Below are 20942 nucleotides of genomic sequence, written 5' to 3'. Positions count from 1 at the left end.
GTCTAATATTTAATAAATTTGACTATACTATCTAATTTATTTAAAATTATATAAAATAGTCGAATTTAAATGGTTAGGTGGAATGGCAATGGAGCCAGTATCTGTTTTCATAATGGATGTTACGGATTCTTCTTCTGCAGGTTATGGTGAGGAGTTGAGTGATTATTTAGGGAAGCTCGAGACAAATATAAAAAATTGGTATGGAAAAATTGGTTCCGTACAGGTTAAACACCGGTCTGGAGACGAGCTCATTTTTCTGAGTGAAGGATACTCATCAGCCTTCATCACAGCTTTTTATATCAGCTCGATCTGGAGCTACGAAAAAAACCTTCCGTATTTTGGGCTTGCCTATGGCAGACTCGATAAGAAAGTAAAAGAAATTGATATTGAAAAGTGGATTCATCCATTGGTGAAGCAGGCAAGAAATGCGAACGAGCATATTAAAAAACAGAAGGACAGGGAAACCTTTTGTTTTCAAATTCCCGACAAGGAGCCAGGTTTGCAAACATTAATTAATGGGATGCTTAGCCTGCAGAATGTACTAAGAATGGAGCAGACTGATATACAGCGGCTTGTATGCTCGCTCTATCTTATTTATGGCAAACAAAATACTGTGGCACAGCTTCTCGATCGCTCAGCTCCTACGGTTTACAGCCATTATAAAAAAGGGCACTGCGAGCAGATCCTCCGAAGTTATCGTGAAATTGTCAGTGTTTTGGATGACAGTGAAGCACATGAGTTCCCAAATAAGGAATATAAGCAAATGAATACGCTTGAAGAATCCATAAGAACAAATCTAAAAAGCCAGGTGCAGCACATGTTCAACCTCTAGATTCTGGTGAAAGGAGCATGCATGCTTTTATTGAGTCTGATTTTAGCGCATCTACTAGCCGACTTTTACCTGCAGACGGACACTATGGTACAGGACAAGCTGAAAAATATTAAAAAGCATATTTTTCATCATTTTCTGATGAACTCAACCGTACTTGGTGCAGGCTGGTTATTTTTTTACCCTCAGGATGATCCCTTGATGGCAATCATTTGGCCGTTATTATTCATACCAGGCTCACATCTAATTATTGACCTTGTTAAGATCAAGCTTGTGGATCAACTTACCGCACGTGAAAATTTAAATAAACTATGGTTTTTTATAGTAGACCAGCTGCTTCATCTTTTCATGCTACTGGTAGCGATGCAGTTATTTTTTAATATATCACTCGTTTCTAATATTGATAGATTCATAAGGCTTCTGTTTGAGAAAGGTAGGGATTTGGACCCTTCTGGTACAATCCTGGTGATTGTCATTATTTAAATATTGGGAACAACTGTCAGCGGCCATATGATACGGATCCTTCTAGGCTCTCTGCCCGGGCAGCTGTTAACCTTTGAAGGGAAATATACCTTTAAAAACGAACTGAAGGAGCCGGCATACCCACAAACGAGCATGGGTGACAGAGGACTGTCTGAACAATACAGTTATATGATTTTCAATAAGCACGATATGTCACGCGGAAAGCTGATAGGGTATATCGAGCGGCTTCTGGTTATTTTGCTTACGTACTACAGTTCATATCCGGCAATCGCCTTCATTGTGACCGCAAAATCAATCGCCCGTTTTAAGCAGATGGATGATCGTGACTGGGCAGAGTATTTTCTCCTGGGAACTTTGACGTCCATGTTCCTAGGAATCATGTTTGGGATTCTTTTAAGGGAAATATTAAATTAAGAGTCACTTTCAGTTGAAGCTGAATTAAAAGACATTTTGCAGTTGAAGCAAAAATGAAAGTCAATTTTTACAATCGAAGCCTTTAGACAATCTGCAATGATGATGCAACCCTTTGTACCAGCTCCAGGGGGCAAAAAAGTTGGAAACAGCTTTCAAAGTGCCAAGGTATATGAGTAAATAGCGGAGTGATTTGAATGAACATCGTCCTTTTCAATAAAGATTTGCGTATTTCCGACCATCAGCCTCTGGCAGAAGCGGCTAAAGCGGGGGAGGTATTGCCGCTGTATATATTTGAGCCTTCACTATGGAAGGAGACCGCTCTTTCCGCCCGTCATTTTCAATTTATTGTTGAAAGTCTGGAAGAGCTGGCAAAAGGAATTGAGGGGAAGGGAGGACGCCTCTTATACGCAATTGATGAGGTGGAAAGAGTTCTGGATAACCTCTTGGATATCTATGACTCCATAAACTTATTTGCCCACAAGGATTATAGGTTAATAGACAAAGCTGAAAAATGGGTGAAGCAAAATGAACAGGTTCTTTTTACTTTTGGTCCGGAACTTGAAGATGTTCGCGATAAGCAGTTCGATCATCGTTTGAACTCTTACTTGAAAGAAATGTTAGCAGAAGTTCCATCCAAGATTGATGTTCCGTTAAAGACACCAGATTTTTTACTGACCGATTTAAAAAAACTCAAAAATTTCAAGTTCAAGGGAAATAAAATCCGCTTCGGTCAGCAAGGGGGAGAAGGGAATGCGGAGGAAACACTGGATTCTTTTCTAGAAGGCAGATTTTCAAACTATATCGAAAATAGCCAAAAACCGCTGCCTTCCTCCCTTTCATCTTCAAGGCTTTCTGCTTATATTACATGGGGAAATATTTCAATCAGGTCCATTTATCAAAAAACAGCAGAAAAGTCGCAAGCATGTGAGCTGGAGGAAGGTAAAAAACAGCTTGATGAGTTTTTATCAAAGCTCATTGCCAGGATTAAAGTTTCCAGTATGGAAAGGCAGAATGAACAACTTGCAGATCTAAGTGTAATCAAAAGGGAGTGGAATGAAGATTGGTACCGGCGCTGGCTCGCAGGGAGAACAGGGATCCCGATTATTGATGCAGCCATGAAGAGTCTGGATAAAACGGGATGGATGAACTTTTCGTTGCGGGGTATGGTAATATCCTTCATCACTAATTCACTGCTCCTTGATGAAGAGAAACCGTCCACTGCACTGGCTGAGCTTTATTTGGATTATGAACCAGCTTTACATGATTACTATATCCAGCTATATTCTGGGTTGCGCGGCAAAATGAAAATCATGGACCCTGTTAAAATTGGCAGGCAGCTTGATCCGGATGGAGCTTTTATTCGCCGGTACATACCTGAATTAAGCAGGCTTCCGGCTGAATATATCCATGAACCATGGCTATATCCTGGCTTTTATCAGCTTGGATACGATGCTCCGATGGTCGATGTGAAAAAAGTGAATAAATATGCCAGGCTTCAATATCATGAATTTATGGGCAGAGGTAAGCCAGGCAGGCAAAAAACAGTAGGGGATGACGAACAGTTATCCTTTGATATTTAACGAGGATTCAGCCATTTCATTCCTCCCCTTAAAATAGGTCAATGAAACTCCGATTAGGGTAATCATGCCGCCTGCTATTGTCATGGATGCTGGTACTTCTCCCAGCCAGATCCAAGCGATTATGAAAGAAGCAGCGGGAGTAAGGTACAGAGAACTTGCTGCTTCCGAGGTACCAGATTTTGCCGTAATATAGGCTAAAGCAAAGTAAGCAACCACCGTTGGGAAGAGACCGAGGTAAATAGCGCTCATCGTGGCTCCTATCGGGGCTTCAGCAATCTCATCCACAATCCCTGGAGCAAGGAAACCCATGAACAAGGTAGCTGCCCATATCGTATAGGCTGTAAAAGGAAGAGCACCATACTTGTTCAAGTAATTTTTTTGAAACACAAAATAAAGAGATTCGGATAATGAAGCAATTAATATTAGAAGTACACCAAAACCTAGATTAAAACCTCCTTCAGCTCCCATCGAGATGAAAATGATTCCGAGCATGCTGATCGAAGCGCCGGCCCAGTACCATTTCCCGGTACTCTCCTGGTAGAAAATTCTCCCCAAAAAACCAATAAAAACAGGTGAGGTAGAAACAAGCAGGCTGGCGGCTCCGGCGCTGACACTTTGTTCACCAAAATTCAGGGCTGTTTGGTAAACTGCGAAACCCAGGAATCCGAACAGGAATATTACAGGCCAATCTTTTCTTTCTGGAAGCTTCATTTTTGTTAGTGCAGCGTAGCAAAGAAGAGCCACTGAGCCAATAAAAAGCCTAAGGAATGACAAATGTTCTGGAGAATAGCCTTCTAGTCCATGCCGAATCCCCGCAAATGCCGACCCCCATAATAAAATCACGAGCACATGTGCAGCTGCCATCCTTATGTCCATGTAATTCACCTCGAAAAAACCATCCAATTTAACCCTGTGTATCAGGTTTATCTTTCAAATATAACGAGGTATTGGTAAAATGTATCCAACCAATAGGGGGATTTTAAAACCAACCAATTATGAATGGAGCAGGTTCATGAAAGCGCCAAAGTATAAAGTAATAATCAATTACGTGAAAGAACAGATTACACATGGGATATGGCCAGTTGGCAGCAGGCTGCCGAGTCAGCGTGATCTTGCAAAACAATTCGGTGTGAACAGAAGCACAGTCGTCACAGCGCTGGAAGAGTTGGCTGCTGATGGACTGCTCGAGGGGAAGCTGGGGATGGGTACAATAGTCATTAACAATACCTGGACCCTCATGCGGTCTGCGCCTCCTGTTAATTGGAATGTACAGGTAGGGCGGGGCACTCATCAGGCAAGTTTGTCTACAGTTCAGACTATAAATTTGGCAGAATCCGATAAGAGTTTGATCCAGCTGAGTAAAGGAGAACTATCACAGGATTTATTTCCGCTAGAGGAAATGAGGTCTGTTTTAATAAAAGTTGGACATGAACTGGAGCCATTCGGATATGAAGACCCAAAGGGAAACCGGCAGCTTAGGGAAGCGATTGCTCAATACCTCGCTCAAAAAGGAATAATGGTTGATGCTTCATCCATTTTAGTCGTATCTGGTGCTTTACAGGCATTGCACCTCATTTCCATCGGGTTATTGGAAAGGGAATCAACCGTTTTCCTTGAGAATCCATCTTATGTGCAATCCTTGTCCACCTTCCAGTCTGCAGGCATGAAACTTCATGGTATCTCGATGGATACTGAGGGGATCATCCCTGAGATGATAAAGGAAGCCCATCAAAGCAAAAATTCTGTGTTATACTGCCATCCGAATTTTCATAATCCCACCGGTACTCTTATGGGAGAAACCAGAAGGCATGAGCTGCTTAGACTGGCAGAGACAGCTCAGCTTCCAATCATTGAGGATGATGTTTACGGAGATCTCTGGCTGGATTCTCCGCCGCCGTCTCCTATTAAATCTCATGACAGGCACGGAAATGTTCTATATCTTGGGAGCCTTTCGAAGAGCCTGAATCCTGGGTTGAGAATCGGGTGGGTTGCCGGTCCAGAAGCAGTCATCGACCGGCTGGCTGACCTGAAAATGCAAACAGACTACGGTTCGAGCTCTTTATCGCAGCGAGCAGCTGCAGAATGGCTGTCAAGCGGATTGTATGAGAAGCATTTAACCAACGTCAGGGAGCATTTAAAGGTGCGAAGAAATGCTGCCCTGGAAGCATTGCAAAAACACTTGGGCAATTATGCAGAATGGGAAAAGCCTGAAGGCGGATTTTTCATATGGGTAAAAATGAATTCGGATATATCCCTGTCTGATTTATACCGAAAAGCCCTCGCACATGGAGTGTTAATCAACCCCGGGCGAATTTATGCCACCCAAAAAATGCAGAATTTCCGGCTTTCTTTTGCGAATGCACCAGTTGAGGATCTCATTAAGGGGATCGCCATATTAGAATCGCTGATTGAAGACTGATAGAATACAAGAATATGAGTTTTTAAATAAGGAGAATATGTTTATATGAAATTAGTATCTTGGAATGTTAATGGCATAAGGGCATGCGTACGTAAAGGGTTCATGGATTTTTTCAAAGAGGCGGACGCAGACCTTTTTTGTATACAGGAAACGAAATTGCAGGAGGGCCAGATTTCCCTTGAACTTGAAGGGTATCATCAGCTCTGGAATTATGCTGAAAAAAAGGGGTACTCCGGAACGAGGCCACTGAAAAAGTCCCCACTGGATAGCTTGTTAAATAGGACCGGTTGATTTCCACTCCAGGTTGCTTCGCTTTCCGCGGGGCGTGCGGTGAGCCTCCTCAGCGCTAAAGCGCCTGCGGGGTCTCACCTGTCCCGCTGATCCCGCAGGAGTCTACGCACCTTCCGTTCCAATCAACCTAGTGCTACTAAACCTTATTTAGACAAACTATAAACCGTTCAAATCCTGACTTTTTTAAGGGATTTGGGCGGTTTTTATTTTATAATAGAATTAATTTAGCTGAAATGGGTGGTTCCAATGATGTCAATGCAACAATCAATCAAACTAAGTCCTTATATGGGTCTCTATGACCTTATCGTGCCAAAGGATAATATGTTGCGTCAGATTAATGATCTGGTTGACTTTACCTTTGTTTATGAAGAGCTCAAGGATAAGTATTGCCTTGATAACGGCAGGAACGCAATCGATCCCATTCGCATGTTCAAATATCTATTATTAAAAACCATCCATGACCTTTCGGACGTGGATATTGTTGATCGTTCGAAGTATGATATGTCGTTCAAATATTTTCTGGATATGACTCCAGAAGAGGAAGTTATAGACCCGAGCTCCCTGACCAAATTCCGTAAATTGAGGTTAAAGGATATTAACCTCCTGGATCTGCTTATTAATAAAACGGTGGAGATTGCTTTAGAAAAAGAGATCATCAAAAGCAAATCCATTATTGTCGATGCCACTCATACAAAAGCCCGTTATAATCAGATGAAACCGAAAGAAGTTCTGATGGAGCGTTCCAAGAAGCTAAGGAAGGCAATTTACCAAATCGATGAATCCATGAAATCCAAATTTCCTTCCAAGACAAAGACTGATGTGTTGGAGGATGAAATTGCCTATTCACAGAAACTCATTGAAGTGATTGAAAAGGAAGAGACCCTGATTCAATACCCGGTAGTAAAAGAACAGCTTAACTTATTGAAAGAGACGGTCGCAGATGACCTTGAACAGATCAAATGCTCAAAGGATCATGATGCGAAAGTGGGACACAAGACGGCAGATTCCTCTTTCTTTGGATACAAGACCCACCTGGCAATGAGCGAGGAACGAATCATAACGGCAGCTGTCATTACGACAGGCGAGAAAAACGATGGCAAGCAACTTCAAACTCTTATTGAGAAAAGCGAAGACGCAGGTATACAGGTTGAGACTGTGATCGGCGATGCGGCGTATTCAGAAAAAGACAATATTAAGTACAGTAAAACAAACAAAATAAACTTGGTCGCAAAATTGAATCCAAGTGTTACCCAGGGATTCCGCTCAAAGGAAGACGAATTCGAATTTAATAAGGACGCTGGGATGTATGTCTGTAAAGCAGGACACCTCGCAATCAGAAAGGCTCGAACCGGAAAGAAAAACACTGGAACGAACCAGGTAGATACCTATTATTTTGATATTGATAAGTGCAAGCGTTGCCCCTTAAGGGAAGGCTGTTATAAAGAAGGTGCGAAAAGTAAGACGTATTCTGTTTCCTTGAAGTCAACTGAACACCTAGACCAGGCAGAGTTTCAGGAAAGTGAATACTTTAAGCAGAAGTCCAAGGAGCGCTATAAGATTGAAGCGAAGAATAGCGAGTTGAAACACAGACACGGGTATGATGTAGCCACATCCTCGGGTCTAATTGGCATGGAAATGCAAGGCGCCATGGCCATTTTCACGGTCAATTTAAAAAGAATTTTAAAACTGAAAGGGCAACAATAGAGGCCAAAGGGGACAAGAAACTGGAAAAAAAGCCGATTCAATTCCAAAAATATGGAGTTGGATCGGCTTTTTTGTTTGGTTATCATGAAAATCTAAAAAATCGGCAGATTTTCAGTGGCCTGCTCCGGAACGGCTGTGTTTTCAAAAAAACAGCCACTTTCAGTGAGGTATGGCATCGGATCAGCTGAGCATGACCATGAGGGTCGAGCCATAACTGCGGAGTTCGAGGAATTTTATCTTGTCAATGTCTATACTCCTAATTCCCAGCGTGATCTGGCGCGCCTCGGCTACCGCCTATCCTGGGAAGAACTGCTCAAGGAATACTTGCTGGAATTGGAGAAGACGAAGCCTGTAATTCTTTGCGGTGATTTGAACGTCGCCCATAATGAGATCGATTTGAAAAATCCAAAACCGAACCGGGGGAACTCTGGTTTTACAGACGAAGAACGAGGCAAGATGACTGAACTTCTAGCCAGCGGCTTCGTAGATTCCTTCAGACATCTGCATCCTGAAGTGAAAGATGTCTATACCTGGTGGTCTTATATGTCTAAAGTAAGAGAAAAGAACATCGGATGGCGTATCGACTATTTTATCGTTTCTGAAAAACTGGCCTCTGCAATCAAAACTGCAGGCGCAGAATGTTTTGTCATGGGCAGCGACCACTGCCCCGTGACACTTGAATTAAGTCTATAAAGTGATTGAATCCCCTGAGCTGTGCTCCGGGGATTTTTTTATCTCGAGTTTGGACAGCTTATCGCTGTTTTCTCTTAAAGCTGATAGAAGCAGCCCCAGGTTCGGCCAACCAGAAATAAGTAACAGTATGACATATTTAAGTTGATTAAATAAAAAATCTTCCCATTAGACACTATGATACTCTGCTATTTTAATAAATTCAAAGAATTATCAAAACCTTTCCTTTTGCTTTTTGGTTAAATGTTATATACTATAAGTTAATAAGGATAACACATTAAAAAATCCTTGATAATAATTACATATTAATTATTGGGGGTACGTTGGTGGTGAGTTCTATTAAACTAACAAAACGGCAGGAAGAAATCGTTCAAATTGTCAAAGAGGATGGCCCTATTACAGGTGAGCAGATTGCCGAAAAGCTTAAGCTGACGCGGGCGACTCTCCGGCCAGACCTGGCGATTCTGACGATGGCAGGGAGCCTGGAGGCGAGGCCAAGAGTGGGTTATTTTTTCAATAAGGAAAAAGAGAGGCTGTTTGAACCTACTGAAGTTCTTAATCTCAAGGTAAATGATTATAAAGGCCATCCGATTGTCGTCCAGAAATCATCTTCCGTTTATGATGCGATTGTCCAGATGTTCCTTGAGGATGTAGGGACGCTATATGCAGTTGATTCGGAAGGCTGTCTTGCTGGGGTCATCTCAAGAAAAGATTTGCTGAGAGCTGCGATCGGGAACAAGAATCTGGAGGATCTTCCTGTTAGCGTCATCATGACGAGGATGCCAAACATTATCACTGTGAAACCCGAGGAAACACTTGTCCAGGCTGCTAAGAAGCTTGTGACGAACAGGATTGATTCTCTCCCTGTCGTCCGGGAACTCTCAAATAAATCCGATTCATATGAAGTCATCGGACGAATTACCAAAACAACCATAACTAAGGTTTATTTAGAAATAGCAGAGCAAAAATCTGTCTAGGAAGTGAGCGCATTTTGGATATGAAGGAAGTTGTTTACGTAGTATCTGATTCAGTCGGGGAAACGGCGGAATTTGTAGTTAAGGCTGTGGCGACCCAATTTAATGGAGGACAGGTCGATATCAGAAGGAATTCATATGTGGAGGATGAGGAAGACATTGAGGATGTCATCATGGTTGCGAAGCAAGGGCGTTCCATTATCGCATATACCATTGTCGTTCCATCTCTCAAGGCCTATCTCGATAAAAGGGCTCAGGAGGAAGGAATCTATGCGGTTGATTTGCTCAATCCATTGATGAATGCCTTTGAAAAGAAGTTCAATAAGGAGCCAAACCATCGGCCAGGCATGATGCGCAAGCTGGATGATGAGTACTTCCGTAAAATTGAAGCGATTGAGTTTGCGGTCAAATACGATGATGGCAGAGACCCTCGCGGCATTTTAAGAGCGGATATCGTACTTGTTGGCGTTTCCCGTACTTCAAAAACACCTTTGTCGATGTATCTTGCCCACAAGCGCTATAAGGTCGCCAATGTACCGATCGTTCCTGAAGTCAAGCCGCCAGATGAACTGTTTCAAGTACCTAGGAGCAAATGTGTAGGTTTGATCATTTCGCCTGATAAGCTGAATGAAATCAGGACGGAAAGGCTGAAAGCGCTTGGGCTGGGTGCGAGGGCGAATTACGCAAGCTATGAACGAATCCTGGAAGAGCTTGATTATGCTGAAAAAATCATGAAACGTGTGGGCTGCCCTGTCATCAATGTTTCCAACAAGGCGATTGAAGAAACAGCAGGATTGATACTTGATATTTTAAAAAGTGAGAGGAGTTTTGGCTGATGTCTAAATTTGTTTATCTTTTTAATGAAGGAAATAGCGGAATGAAAGAAATCCTTGGAGGTAAGGGAGCGAACCTGGCAGAAATGACGCGTATCGGGCTTCCTGTACCGTTCGGATTCACGATTTCCACGGAAGCATGTAATGCCTATTATGACGCAGGCAAGACAATTCCTGCAGAAGTACAGGCGCAGGTTCTTGAAGCTCTTGCTGAACTTGAAGCGAAAACCGGCAAGAAGCTGGGGAATCCGGAGAACCCGCTGCTGGTATCAGTACGTTCTGGTGCAGTATTTTCAATGCCCGGGATGATGGATACCATCCTGAACCTTGGCATGAATGATGAGACCGTCGAGGGTATGGCCAAACTAACCAATAATCCACGTTTTGCATATGATTCATACCGTCGCTTTATCCAGATGTTCAGTGACGTCGTTCTCGATGTTGATGTCTTTTTCTTCGAGCGATTACTGGAAGAAACAAGGGAAGCGAAAGGCTACACAGCAGATCCGGAAATGACCGCGGAAGACTGGAAAGAAGTTATCCAGGGCTATAAAAATATCGTTACGAAACATACAAGAAAACCATTTCCTCAGGATCCAAAGGAACAGCTATTCCTTTCTATCAATGCTGTGTTTGATTCCTGGAATAATCAGCGTGCAATTGTTTACCGCCGTTTGAATAAAATCCCTTCCCATCTGGGGACTGCTGTTAATATCCAGAGCATGGTATTCGGAAATATGGGTGATGATTCAGGAACTGGTGTTGCTTTTACTCGTGACCCGTCTACCGGTGAGAGCATCCTGTATGGCGAATACTTGATCAATGCGCAAGGCGAAGATGTCGTAGCTGGCATAAGGACACCTCAGCCAATCCAAACATTGAAAAATGAAATGCCTGCCGTTTATCAGCAATTCGTTGAAACATGCAATCGCCTCGAACAGCATTATGAGGATATGCAGGATATTGAATTCACAGTTGAACGCGGGGAGTTGTTCATCCTACAGACCCGTACCGGGAAGCGTACTGCTCAAGCAGCTATCCGTATTGCGACAGAACTTGTAAATGAAGGGATCATTGATAAAAAGACAGCCCTTCTTCGTGTGGATCCGGAACAGCTCGATCAGCTTCTGCACCGCCGTATCGATGAGGATTTTGAGCGGAACCAACTGGCAAAAGGACTGCCTGCTTCACCAGGGGCTGCCACTGGGAAAGTGGTATTTGATGCCGATGAGGCTGAACTTCTTGCAAATGAAGGTCAAAAAGTCATTCTTGTAAGGCCTGAAACAACTCCGGATGATATCCATGGAATCATTGCTGCCCAGGCGGTCGTCACAAGCCGCGGAGGAATGACAAGCCATGCCGCTGTAGTAGCGCGAGGTATGGGTAAGGCTTGTATCTGTGGCTGCGAAGCGATGAAAATCGACTTGCACGAAAAGCAATTTCGCGTTGGCGATGTGGTAGTAAAGCATAGTGATATCATTACGATCGACGGTGGAACCGGTGAAATCATGCTTGGTGAAATCCCGATGATTGAACCTGAACTTTCAGAGGAGTTCCAGCTTCTCCTTTCATGGGCCGATGAAGAGCGTAAAATCGGCGTTCGCGCCAATGCGGATAATCCTGAGGATTCTGCCAAGGCACTGGAATTTGGTGCGGGTGGTATCGGACTTTGCCGTACTGAGCATATGTTCATGGACGCTGCAAGGGTCCCAATTGTCCAGAAGATGATTCTTGCCGAAACGTTTGAGGAGCGGAATGCCGCATTGGATGAACTATTGCCGATGCAGAGGGAAGACTTTGAGGGCATCCTTGAAGTGATGCAGGGATTGCCTGTAACCATTCGTTTGCTCGATCCGCCTTTGCATGAATTCTTGCCTGATAAAGAAGAGCTCTTGGTTGAAATTACAAAACTGCAAATCCTGGACCCTGAATCGAAAGTGCTAAAGGAAAAGGAAGCGCTGTTAAAGAAAGTGCGACAATTGGATGAATTCAATCCGATGCTTGGCCACCGTGGCTGCCGCCTTGGAATGATTCACCCTGAAATCTATGAAATGCAGGCGAGAGCCATTTTCTACGCTGTAGCTAACTTAGCTGATAAAGGAATTGATGCTCAGCCTGAAATCATGATTCCGTTAGTTGGCCATGTGAATGAATTGAAGGAAATGCGTGAGCTAGTGAACGCAGCTGCGCAAAGCATCAAGGAAGAAACCGGGAAGAACTTTGAATACACGGTCGGAACAATGATTGAGATTCCGCGTGCAGCTTTGACTGCGGATCAAATAGCTGAGGAAGCAGACTTCTTCTCATTTGGTACGAATGACCTTACACAAACAACATTCGGCTACAGCCGCGACGATGCAGAAGGCAAGTTCCTTCAAGCATATATTGAACAGAAAGTACTCCCTGAAAACCCATTTGCCGTACTTGATCGTGAAGGAGTAGGCAAATTGGTTGAGACGGGTGTAGAACTTGGCCGCAAGACAAAGCCGGGCTTAAAGACTGGGATTTGCGGGGAGCATGGCGGTGAAAAGAGTTCGATTGAATTCTGCTACAATGCAGGGCTTGACTACGTAAGCTGTTCGCCATACCGTGTACCGCTTGCGAGGCTGGCTGCTGCTCAGGCAACAATCCGCCACGAGAGAAACAACGAAAAAGAGGCTGTTATAGCGAAATAATCCTTAATGGGGAGCGTGATTTAATATCGCGCTCCCTTCAATTCATCATGATTATTTCCTTATTAATAGGTAACTGATGGAAAAAAGGGTATACTAAACTATATACGCAATTCCTCGGGTCTTCTGGTGTTTCCACTTACCATGAGAAGGCGTGAGACCAAACCAGAGAGGATGAGGGAAATGTTAGTGAAACTTTACCAGGCAAAAGCAGGAGATGGAAGCAAAAAAAAGGGATTGAGGAGAACGCAATCCTATTTCATGACACCTGAGGATGCATTATCAGAAGCATTTGCTTTAAAAGAAAAAATGGATTCAAAATATGCAAATGAAATAGAATGGGATTATCAGGGTCCTTTTACAGGTACCTCTGAAAAAATGAAAATACTTAAGGGATACTTAAAAGGCAACAGACAGAGCAGTCCGTTCTATCTTGAGATCCTGAGCGTCGAGAATGTTGATAAAATTAAACCGGTGTCACCAATCAAGCCTAAAAGTTTTACTAAGGATGACAAAAAGGTTCAAACCAAAGTCATGCAAAAGTTGAAAGTGAAGAACGCCTAGTCAAGCCGTTCCGCTGTATTTAAGAATCATACCAGATGGAAGGGCATGCACAGTATTTGTGCGGCCCTTTCTTTAGGTATTTTTCAAAGCTCTTCTCGTGCTTTTTTATTGCTTAATTTACATATTTTAAGGGGTTCAGCTATGAAGCAAATTGACATGATCCACCAGCAGGCCGTGGAAAATACCAAAACTAAAATAATGGATGACATCGAGAAATTCCTCGGTGAAAAGGAAGCCCTTCCTGATTTCAAGGAGTATTTAGATAATAGAAGTACTTATATCAGCCAGATTTGGCTGAATGTGTGGCTGACAAAATCCACGAATGACTTTTCTAAGCGTGATAAGAAGGCTTTTTTAAGTGAGCGCGGATATGTAGTTGAAGGTGTGGACCGAAAGCTGATCAATAAGCTTTTCAGAAATGAAATGAGAGACTATGAGCCCTTCAATACCATGGGGTGGGTAAAGTCCAGGATTGATGAACAAAACTGGGAAGAACAATACTACAACGCAAGAAAGAAGTTCCTCAAAAAAGTGGAGGAAGATCGGTTGCTTGAGCATAAAGCAGGCATCAAGGAAAAAATATACCAGGTTGCCCAAACGGTCTTAAGTGACTTCCAGGAGTCAGCCTATTTAAAAATCAGGCATATGATGGCAAAGGAATTAAAGAAGATTTTTAATGAGAATCAGAAATATGAGGATATCGATACATATATGCTGGAAGAGAGATTGACTGTGATTGGGTCTTTCAATCCGGATGATTATAGGACCATGGCTGACTTTTATGATGAATTGACCGGCCAGATTCACCAAATAGCTAGCTGGGGGCGCTTTTATTTTGAATATGAGACCTATGAGTATCATTTCGAAAAAAAAGTCTTAGAGTATTTTTCCCAGGTAGCTGCAGAAAAGATAATGGGAAGTCTGGATCAGCAACTGCTCAGCGAGTATGAGGATGTGTTCGAGGACAAACTTTCAGCTGGAGAGTTGAAACGAATCATTAAAGACCTCACTGAAGCTTATTTAGACGGTTTTCTTTTCAAGCTGCAGGAAGAGTATGTAACGGATTTAATGAACCTCGCTGATACAGAATTTGATGAAGCTGGACATCGAGCAATATATGAAAGTGACCTTCGGGAGAGGATGCGCAGGAAAGAAGAAGAGAGGGCGGAACTTGAGCGGAAAAGGGAAGAAGAAGCTCGCATGCTGGAGGACATTTTCGGCCGTGAATACAATCCTTCACTTAGGAGAAATGTTCGATATATTCTTCATATCGGAGATACAAATACAGGCAAGACTCATCACGCTCTCGAAAGGATGAAGGAAGCGAGAACTGGCTTGTATTTGGCACCGCTTCGTCTGCTTGCTCTTGAGGTGTATGAAAAACTCAATTCTGAGGGTGTACCATGTTCCCTTAAAACGGGAGAGGAAGAAAAGCCTGTAGAAGGTGCCAACCATATATCCTGCACGGTTGAAATGTTCCATGAAAAAGACTTTTATGAAGTGTTTGTCATTGATGAGTCCCAGATGATCGCTGATAAGGATAGAGGATTTTCCTGGTTCAAAGCCATTACAAATGCAAATGCAGAAGAAGTCCACATCATCGGCAGCAAAAATATCAAATCCATGATGATGGACCTGCTGGATGATGCAGTGGCAGAGATTTACGAATATACCCGTGATATCCCGCTCCAGGTCGAGAATAAAGAGTTCAGCCTGAAGCATACGAAGAAAGGCGATGCTCTTGTTTGTTTTTCCAGGAAACAGGTGCTTGAAAATGCATCGAAACTGCAGAACAGCGGCCGCCAGGTGAGTATGATTTATGGAAGCATGCCGCCAGAAACAAGGAAAAAGCAAATGGACCGTTTCATCAAGGGAGAAACAAGCGTCGTGGTTGCAACCGACGCGATTGGAATGGGACTGAATTTGCCAATCAGGAGAATCATCTTTTTAGAAAATGAAAAATTCGATGGAACAAGACGAAGGAGGTTGACTTCCCAGGAAGTAAAGCAAATAGCAGGACGTGCCGGCAGAAAGGGCATTTACAATGTTGGCCGGGTTGCTTTTACCTCAGATATAGGGTTGATGACAAAGCTGCTCGAAAAAGAAGATAAACCGGTAGAAACGTTTTCGATTGCTCCCACCTCCGGGATTTTTGAGAGATTCCAAAAATATCACCGTTCTCTTGCGGTATTTTTTGAACTATGGGATAAATTCGAGAGCCCTAAAGGGACGAATAAAGCTTCACTTTCGGAAGAAAGGGAGCTGTATGAGTACGTCAGGGATACTGAAATCGAAGCCAGACTGCCGATGATGGAGCTATATGGATTTCTTCACTTGCCTTTTTCATCCAAAGAACCTGCCCTCATTGAACAATGGCTCGAAACGATCAAAGCAATCGTCGCAGATGAAGAATTGCCCGAACCACCTGTCAAAACTTCTTCTTTGGAGGAGCTGGAGCTGTCTTACAAAGCTATTGGCCTCCATCTGTTGTTTTTATACAAGCTTGGAAGGAAAACAGAGGCTGTTTACTGGGAAAGGGTTCGTACGGAGTTAAGCGACGATGTCCATGAGTTCTTAAAGTCAGAAGTCAAAAATTATAAAAAGAAATGCAGGCATTGTGGAAAGGGAATTCATGTCGATTCCCCATATCAAATTTGTGATTCCTGCTACTCAGCAAGAAACAGGAAAAGGGCAGACAACAGGGATCGATGGAGATAGGCTGCTGTGGGCAGGGCTTCGAAAAGAAGCCCTGCTTCTTTTAGGTACAGTAGTATATAATAGCTCAACCGCCATATGATTATAGAAGGAAAAAATAAAAAGGTGTGATCAGATGACTGTCCATGTAGTTAGGTCTGGCGAAAACCTTTGGGCAATTGCCGTGGCATATGGTGTATCGATCCAAAGCATTGTCGATGTCAATGGGCTTCCTTCCACTAGCTTAATCATTCCGGGACTGGCACTATATATTCCAGATCAGCAGCCTATTATTCGCTATTATAAAATCAAGGCTGGCGATACACTGTGGCGAATTTCTTTACAGTTTAGGACGAGTGTCAGCAGCATCATGAATGCGAATCCGGGACTGGATCCAAATAATTTGTATATTGGCCAGAACATCAATATTCCTTCCCCAGTTCAACCACAGTTTTCAACACTTGGATTTATCGTACCAGGCTCCTCTCCAACCTTCCTTGCCGATTTGGACAGAATGGCGCCTAATCTAACTTTCATTGCTGTTGCAGCATTTTCCTTCACGAAAGAAGGTTATGCCTATGTGATTGGCGATGATGGCCCCATTGTCCGCAGAAGCCAAGAATTGAATATCATCCCCTTATTATTGATCCAAAACACTACTTCGGCCGGTTTCAGCAAAGAACTGGCAGGCGATGTCCTGGCCTCCCCGATATACCGCAGGAACCTGGTTGCCAGTCTGGTCAATTTAGCGAATCAAAGAGGGTATGGCGGTATAAGCGTGGACTTGGAATTTATTCCTCCACCTCAGAGAGAAGATTTCAATAGCTTCCTCCGTGAACTGAAAGCGGCAATGGGCAATCTTATTTTACATGTGAATGTCCACGCGAAGACTGAAGATATCCCAACCAATCCAATCATTGGAGCCTATGACTATAAATCAATTGGTGAGATTGCTGACATTGTGGCCGTCATGACAATTGATTACGGTTACCCTGGAGGTCCGCCCGATCCCGTTTCTCCCTTATGGTGGATTGCACTAGTTGTCAGATACTCATTGACCTTGATTCCCCGTGAGAAATTACAAATCGGTCTTCCACTTTATGGTCATGATAAGGTGGTTTCGACCAATCAATATCGTGCTCTGTCAGTCCTTGACGCCCAGAATCTTGCTATTTCTACCGGTGCAGTCATCCAATATGATACCGCAGCCAGGTCACCATGGTTCCGGTACTGGAAAGGGGCTGAAGAGCATATTGTCTGGTTTGAGGATATCCGGAGCTATATTGAAAAATATAGACTGATTGATTTATATGAGCTTTATGGCGCAACCTACTGGCAGCTTAGTTTGAAGGCTCCACAAAATTGGGCTTACCTGGATAAGGTCAATGTCATCAAACGATGAATTCTTCATGAATCGTCCCAACTTGTGGCTAATTCAATGCCTAAGGAGAGCAGGTTGAGAGGGGATTTGACACTTCATAGTAAGTACCTGTTTTTTCGTCAAACAGGTGCTTTTTTTACTTAATAGGGTAATTGCCTGCTCTTTTGGGGTATTAGTAAGTAAATTGATTCATATAAGAGGAGGTCGATGAAATGAATAACTTTCTGAAGAGCGGCTTTTTACTCGGACTTGGAGCTGCGGTCGCCGGCAAGGAAAAAGTAGATGAAACCATCATGAAGCTGGTGGAAAAGGGGAATATGACTCAGGCTGAAGCAGACACGATTTTCGACGACTTTTTTAAAAAAGGTGAATCGAAGAGCGAGGAATGGAATGGAGAATTCAAAGAGATGGCGAGAAACCAGCTATCAGACCTTGGATTTGTAACAAGGGAAGAATTAGACACTGTCAAGGCGCAGCTTGTGCTTTTGCAAAAAGAAATTTCACAATTGCGCAATGGCGGATTGAATAAGGATATTGACCAGGTTGAAAACAGAATGGAGAATGTTCCTCCTGGATTTTCAAAAGACATTGATTAGCAGCAGGTGATGGAATGTTGACGGACCGACTGAGACGTTTAAATAGATACAGAGAGATCGCATCAACCTTTGTTAAGTATGGGTTTGGCTATGTACTTGAAGAGGTGGGGCTGTTCCATGTCCTTTCTTTGAAGGATAGGATTGCTGCTGATGTGAAGAGCGGAAACACAAAGGAAGCGGGTTATCGTATAAGGTGCATGCTGGAGGAATTGGGGCCAGCTTTTATTAAGCTCGGCCAGCTCCTGAGCATCAGGAGTGACATGGTGCCTGAAGAGATTGTTAAGGAATTGGAATTGCTTCAAGATCAAGTTCCCCCAGTGCCTGTGGATGAAATAAAGGAAAAGCTCCATCATGAGTTTGGCAGGCCTGTTGAGGATGTGTTCCGCTATTTTAACGAGGATTACGTTGCTGCCGCGTCGATTGGACAGGTTCATGAAGCCTTATTGGTAACAGGAGAATCTGTCATGGTCAAGGTCCAGCGGCCAGGCATTATCCGGACTGTTCATACAGACCTTGAAATTCTAAGGGACATAGCAAGATTGATCGAACAAAGATATGAATGGGCTCAATATTACAATATTACAGACATGGTTGAAGAGCTGTCTGAATCCATTCGCAGGGAACTCGATTATACAGAAGAAGCACGAAATACGGATATGGTCCAGATGCAGTTTGAAGATTGCGATTCTATCAAAGTTCCTGTCGTTTTCCATGATTTTTCGACGCCCCAAATTTTGACCATGGAGAAGGTTGAAGGAATCAAACTCAATGAATTGAATAGGACTATGATTCAGGACGAGGAAAGGCGAAGGATTGCCGAACTATTGGTAAGTGCATTCATTACTCAAATTTTAAGGGAAGGTTTTTTTCACGGTGATCCACATCCTGGCAATATTTTATATAACCCTGAAGCTCAACAGCTAATATTCATCGATTTTGGACAAGTAGGCCGTTTGTCAGCAAGCTTGAGATATGATACTGCCTCAATGATGATGGGCATTATGCAAGAGGATACCCACCGAATCGTCAAGTCGATATACAGTATGGCCTATGTTCCTTCAGACATTGATGACCAGCATTTTTATGACCGGGTAGATGGAATCAGGAAGACGGTTGAAAGGTCATCAAAAGAGGGATTGAGCTTAGGAATTACGGTCAAAGAATTGTTTGCGGCTGCACAGGAACATCGGATTATCCTGCCTAAGGAAATGACTATGATGGGAAAAGCGCTGATTACGATTGAGGGCATCATTTCTGAAATCGATCCAAGCCTTGACATGATTGAGCTGGCCAGGCCTTATGGAGAGCAGATCATGAGGGAGCGGTATGATCCGATAAAAATGGGCAAACGGCTTTGGAATCAGGCGGAGGACTTAACGGATACAATCACCAATATTCCAAATCAAGTTGAAAATGTTCTGGATCAGGCTTCCAAAGGGGATTTGAAATTTGAAATAAGTTTATCGGAAATAAATCGGATTCTCCATAAGTTTGACAGGATCAGCAACCAGGTTTCTTTCAGTTTGACACTGCTTGCTTTCAGTATTGTTGTCCTTGGGCTGATTGTCGGGGCAACATTTGGCAATAATACTATACTGACGAGCGTACCTGCTATTGAAGTCGGGTTTATCATTGCATTCGGAATGTTCTTATGGATTATTTATTCTATATTAAAGTCGGGTCGCTTTTGATAAGACTTTAGAATAGGCAGTGTTGACCCCATTGCCTATTTTTTATGAAAATAGATAGAATATATTTTTGAATTTTATTCGGAGGAGTTTATTATGCCTTGCAGGACTACTGATGAACTGAACGAACTGGTAGATGAAGCAAAAAAATACACTGATGGCGGAAAGGTTGCAGACTATATTCCTGCTTTGGCGAAAGCGAATCCTGAGGAGTTGTCTGTCGCTATTTTTCATGATGATGGAACTTGTGTTTCAGCTGGAGACATTCATCAAAAACTGACATTGCAAAGTGTTTCCAAAGTGCTGACGCTTGCGCTTGCCCTGATTGATTACGGGGAAGAAGCTGTGTTCAACAAGGTGGGTTATGAGCCAACTGGCGATCCATTCAATTCAATTGTCAAGCTGGAATTCAGCCCTTCGAAACCGTTGAATCCCATGATTAACGCTGGCGCTTTAGCCGTTACCCATATGATCAAAGGGAAGGACGCAGAGGAACGATTCGAACGGATTCTTTCTTTCATTCAGGATCTGGCTGGAAATTCTTCTATTGGTTATTCATTGGAAGTCGCGGATTCAGAGTATGAAACTTCTGATCTCAATAGGGCCTTATGCTATTTTTTGAGGCAACATGGTGTGATTGATGAGGATGTGGAAGAATTACTGAAGGTTTATACGAAGCAATGTGCAATCGAAATGGACTGCCTCGATCTTGCACGTATTGGCTGCGTGTTCGCAATGGATGGTTTGGAGCCAGTCACAAATCGAAGGTTGATACCTGCCCATGTCGCTCGCCTTTGTAAAACGTTCATGGTTACTTGTGGGATGTACAACGCCTCAGGAGAATTTGCTGTCAGGGTAGGGATTCCTGCGAAAAGTGGTGTATCAGGCGGTATTATGGGATCAGTACCAAACAGATTTGGAATTGGCATTTTAGGGCCAGCCCTGGACGAAAAAGGAAATAGCATTGGCGGAATCAAGCTGCTGGAGAGAATGTCTGACAAATATAATATGAGCATGTTTTAATGGTATTGGGTTTGTTAACATAAAAAAGCAATCAGTCAGAAGCAAAAGTGAAGGACGAGTACATGAGTACCGTCCTTTGCTTTTTGTTATAGAAGAAATTATACAAG

The 20942-nt window shown here is 43.1% G+C and carries 16 protein-coding genes and 2 pseudogenes; 17 read left to right on the top strand and 1 reads right to left on the bottom strand.

The genetic code is table 11. The annotated features are described in order from the left end of the window. Positions 1–88 precede the first annotated feature (88 nt). From RH061_RS13475 to RH061_RS13460, 4 genes are all read left to right on the top strand, one after another. The gene (locus tag RH061_RS13475; protein WP_311070865.1) at positions 89–832 is read left to right on the top strand and encodes a hypothetical protein; all 744 of its coding nucleotides are present in this window, start codon (positions 89–91) and stop codon (positions 830–832) included. Between the two features lie 21 nt (positions 833–853). Beyond that, positions 854–1312 (top strand): DUF3307 domain-containing protein, encoded by a 459-nt coding sequence (locus tag RH061_RS13470; protein ID WP_311070864.1) that lies wholly within the window; start codon positions 854–856, stop codon positions 1310–1312. 27 nt (positions 1313–1339) lie between these two features. Continuing rightward, positions 1340–1726 (top strand): hypothetical protein, encoded by a 387-nt coding sequence (locus RH061_RS13465; protein WP_311070863.1) that lies wholly within the window; start codon positions 1340–1342, stop codon positions 1724–1726. Between the two features lie 194 nt (positions 1727–1920). Then, the gene (locus RH061_RS13460; protein ID WP_311070861.1) at positions 1921–3306 is read left to right on the top strand and encodes an FAD-binding domain-containing protein; all 1386 of its coding nucleotides are present in this window, start codon (positions 1921–1923) and stop codon (positions 3304–3306) included. Here the strand turns inward: RH061_RS13460 and RH061_RS13455 are convergent. Then, complete coding sequence (locus tag RH061_RS13455; protein WP_311070859.1) at positions 3289–4182, bottom strand: DMT family transporter; 894 nt, start codon at positions 4180–4182, stop codon at positions 3289–3291. The genes RH061_RS13460 and RH061_RS13455 overlap by 18 nt on opposite strands. A gap of 79 nt (positions 4183–4261) precedes the next feature. Here RH061_RS13455 and pdxR point away from each other — a divergent pair, with 79 nt between their 5' ends. The 13 genes and pseudogenes from pdxR (at position 4262) to glsA (ending at position 20835) form a co-directional block, all read left to right on the top strand. Continuing rightward, positions 4262–5725, top strand: a complete 1464-nt coding sequence (gene pdxR, locus RH061_RS13450) for a MocR-like pyridoxine biosynthesis transcription factor PdxR (RefSeq protein ID WP_311070857.1) — start codon at positions 4262–4264, stop codon at positions 5723–5725. Positions 5726–5770: 45 nt separating this feature from the next. Further along, positions 5771–5989: pseudogene (locus tag RH061_RS13445) on the top strand (endonuclease/exonuclease/phosphatase family protein); the annotation flags it as partial. A gap of 273 nt (positions 5990–6262) precedes the next feature. Next, positions 6263–7720: an IS1182 family transposase gene (locus RH061_RS13440; RefSeq protein WP_311070855.1), complete on the top strand. Its 1458-nt coding sequence runs from the start codon at positions 6263–6265 to the stop codon at positions 7718–7720. Positions 7721–7843: 123 nt separating this feature from the next. Beyond that, positions 7844–8413, top strand: a pseudogene (locus RH061_RS13435) (exodeoxyribonuclease III); the annotation flags it as partial. A 326-nt stretch (positions 8414–8739) separates the two neighbouring features. Then, a complete protein-coding gene (locus tag RH061_RS13430; protein ID WP_311076395.1) occupies positions 8740–9387 on the top strand; it encodes a transcriptional regulator CcpN in 648 nt (215 codons plus the stop codon). A gap of 14 nt (positions 9388–9401) precedes the next feature. Then, positions 9402–10220, top strand: coding sequence for a pyruvate, water dikinase regulatory protein (locus RH061_RS13425; protein WP_311070854.1), 819 nt, complete (start codon positions 9402–9404; stop codon positions 10218–10220). Further along, positions 10220–12892, top strand: a complete 2673-nt coding sequence (gene ppdK, locus RH061_RS13420; protein WP_311070853.1) for a pyruvate, phosphate dikinase — start codon at positions 10220–10222, stop codon at positions 12890–12892. The genes RH061_RS13425 and ppdK overlap by 1 nt, the downstream gene beginning before the upstream one ends. A gap of 180 nt (positions 12893–13072) precedes the next feature. Then, positions 13073–13453 carry a hypothetical protein gene (locus RH061_RS13415; protein ID WP_311070851.1) on the top strand — a complete coding sequence of 127 codons (381 nt, stop codon included), beginning with the start codon at positions 13073–13075 and terminating at the stop codon, positions 13451–13453. Positions 13454–13594: 141 nt separating this feature from the next. Next, positions 13595–16171 carry a DEAD/DEAH box helicase gene (locus tag RH061_RS13410; RefSeq protein WP_311070849.1) on the top strand — a complete coding sequence of 859 codons (2577 nt, stop codon included), beginning with the start codon at positions 13595–13597 and terminating at the stop codon, positions 16169–16171. 112 nt (positions 16172–16283) lie between these two features. Further along, positions 16284–17549: a LysM peptidoglycan-binding domain-containing protein gene (locus RH061_RS13405; RefSeq protein ID WP_311070848.1), complete on the top strand. Its 1266-nt coding sequence runs from the start codon at positions 16284–16286 to the stop codon at positions 17547–17549. A 191-nt stretch (positions 17550–17740) separates the two neighbouring features. Further along, the gene (locus tag RH061_RS13400) at positions 17741–18124 is read left to right on the top strand and encodes a phasin family protein (protein ID WP_311070845.1); all 384 of its coding nucleotides are present in this window, start codon (positions 17741–17743) and stop codon (positions 18122–18124) included. Between the two features lie 14 nt (positions 18125–18138). After that, positions 18139–19815 carry an ABC1 kinase family protein gene (locus RH061_RS13395; protein WP_311070844.1) on the top strand — a complete coding sequence of 559 codons (1677 nt, stop codon included), beginning with the start codon at positions 18139–18141 and terminating at the stop codon, positions 19813–19815. 93 nt (positions 19816–19908) lie between these two features. Then, positions 19909–20835, top strand: a complete 927-nt coding sequence (glsA, locus tag RH061_RS13390; protein WP_311070843.1) for a glutaminase A — start codon at positions 19909–19911, stop codon at positions 20833–20835. The last annotated feature ends 107 nt before the right edge of the window (positions 20836–20942 follow it).

The organism is Mesobacillus jeotgali (assembly GCF_031759225.1).
In the GTDB taxonomy this organism is placed as follows: domain Bacteria; phylum Bacillota; class Bacilli; order Bacillales; family Cytobacillaceae; genus Mesobacillus; species Mesobacillus jeotgali_B.
This window is presented reverse-complemented; position numbering and strand designations above follow the sequence as displayed.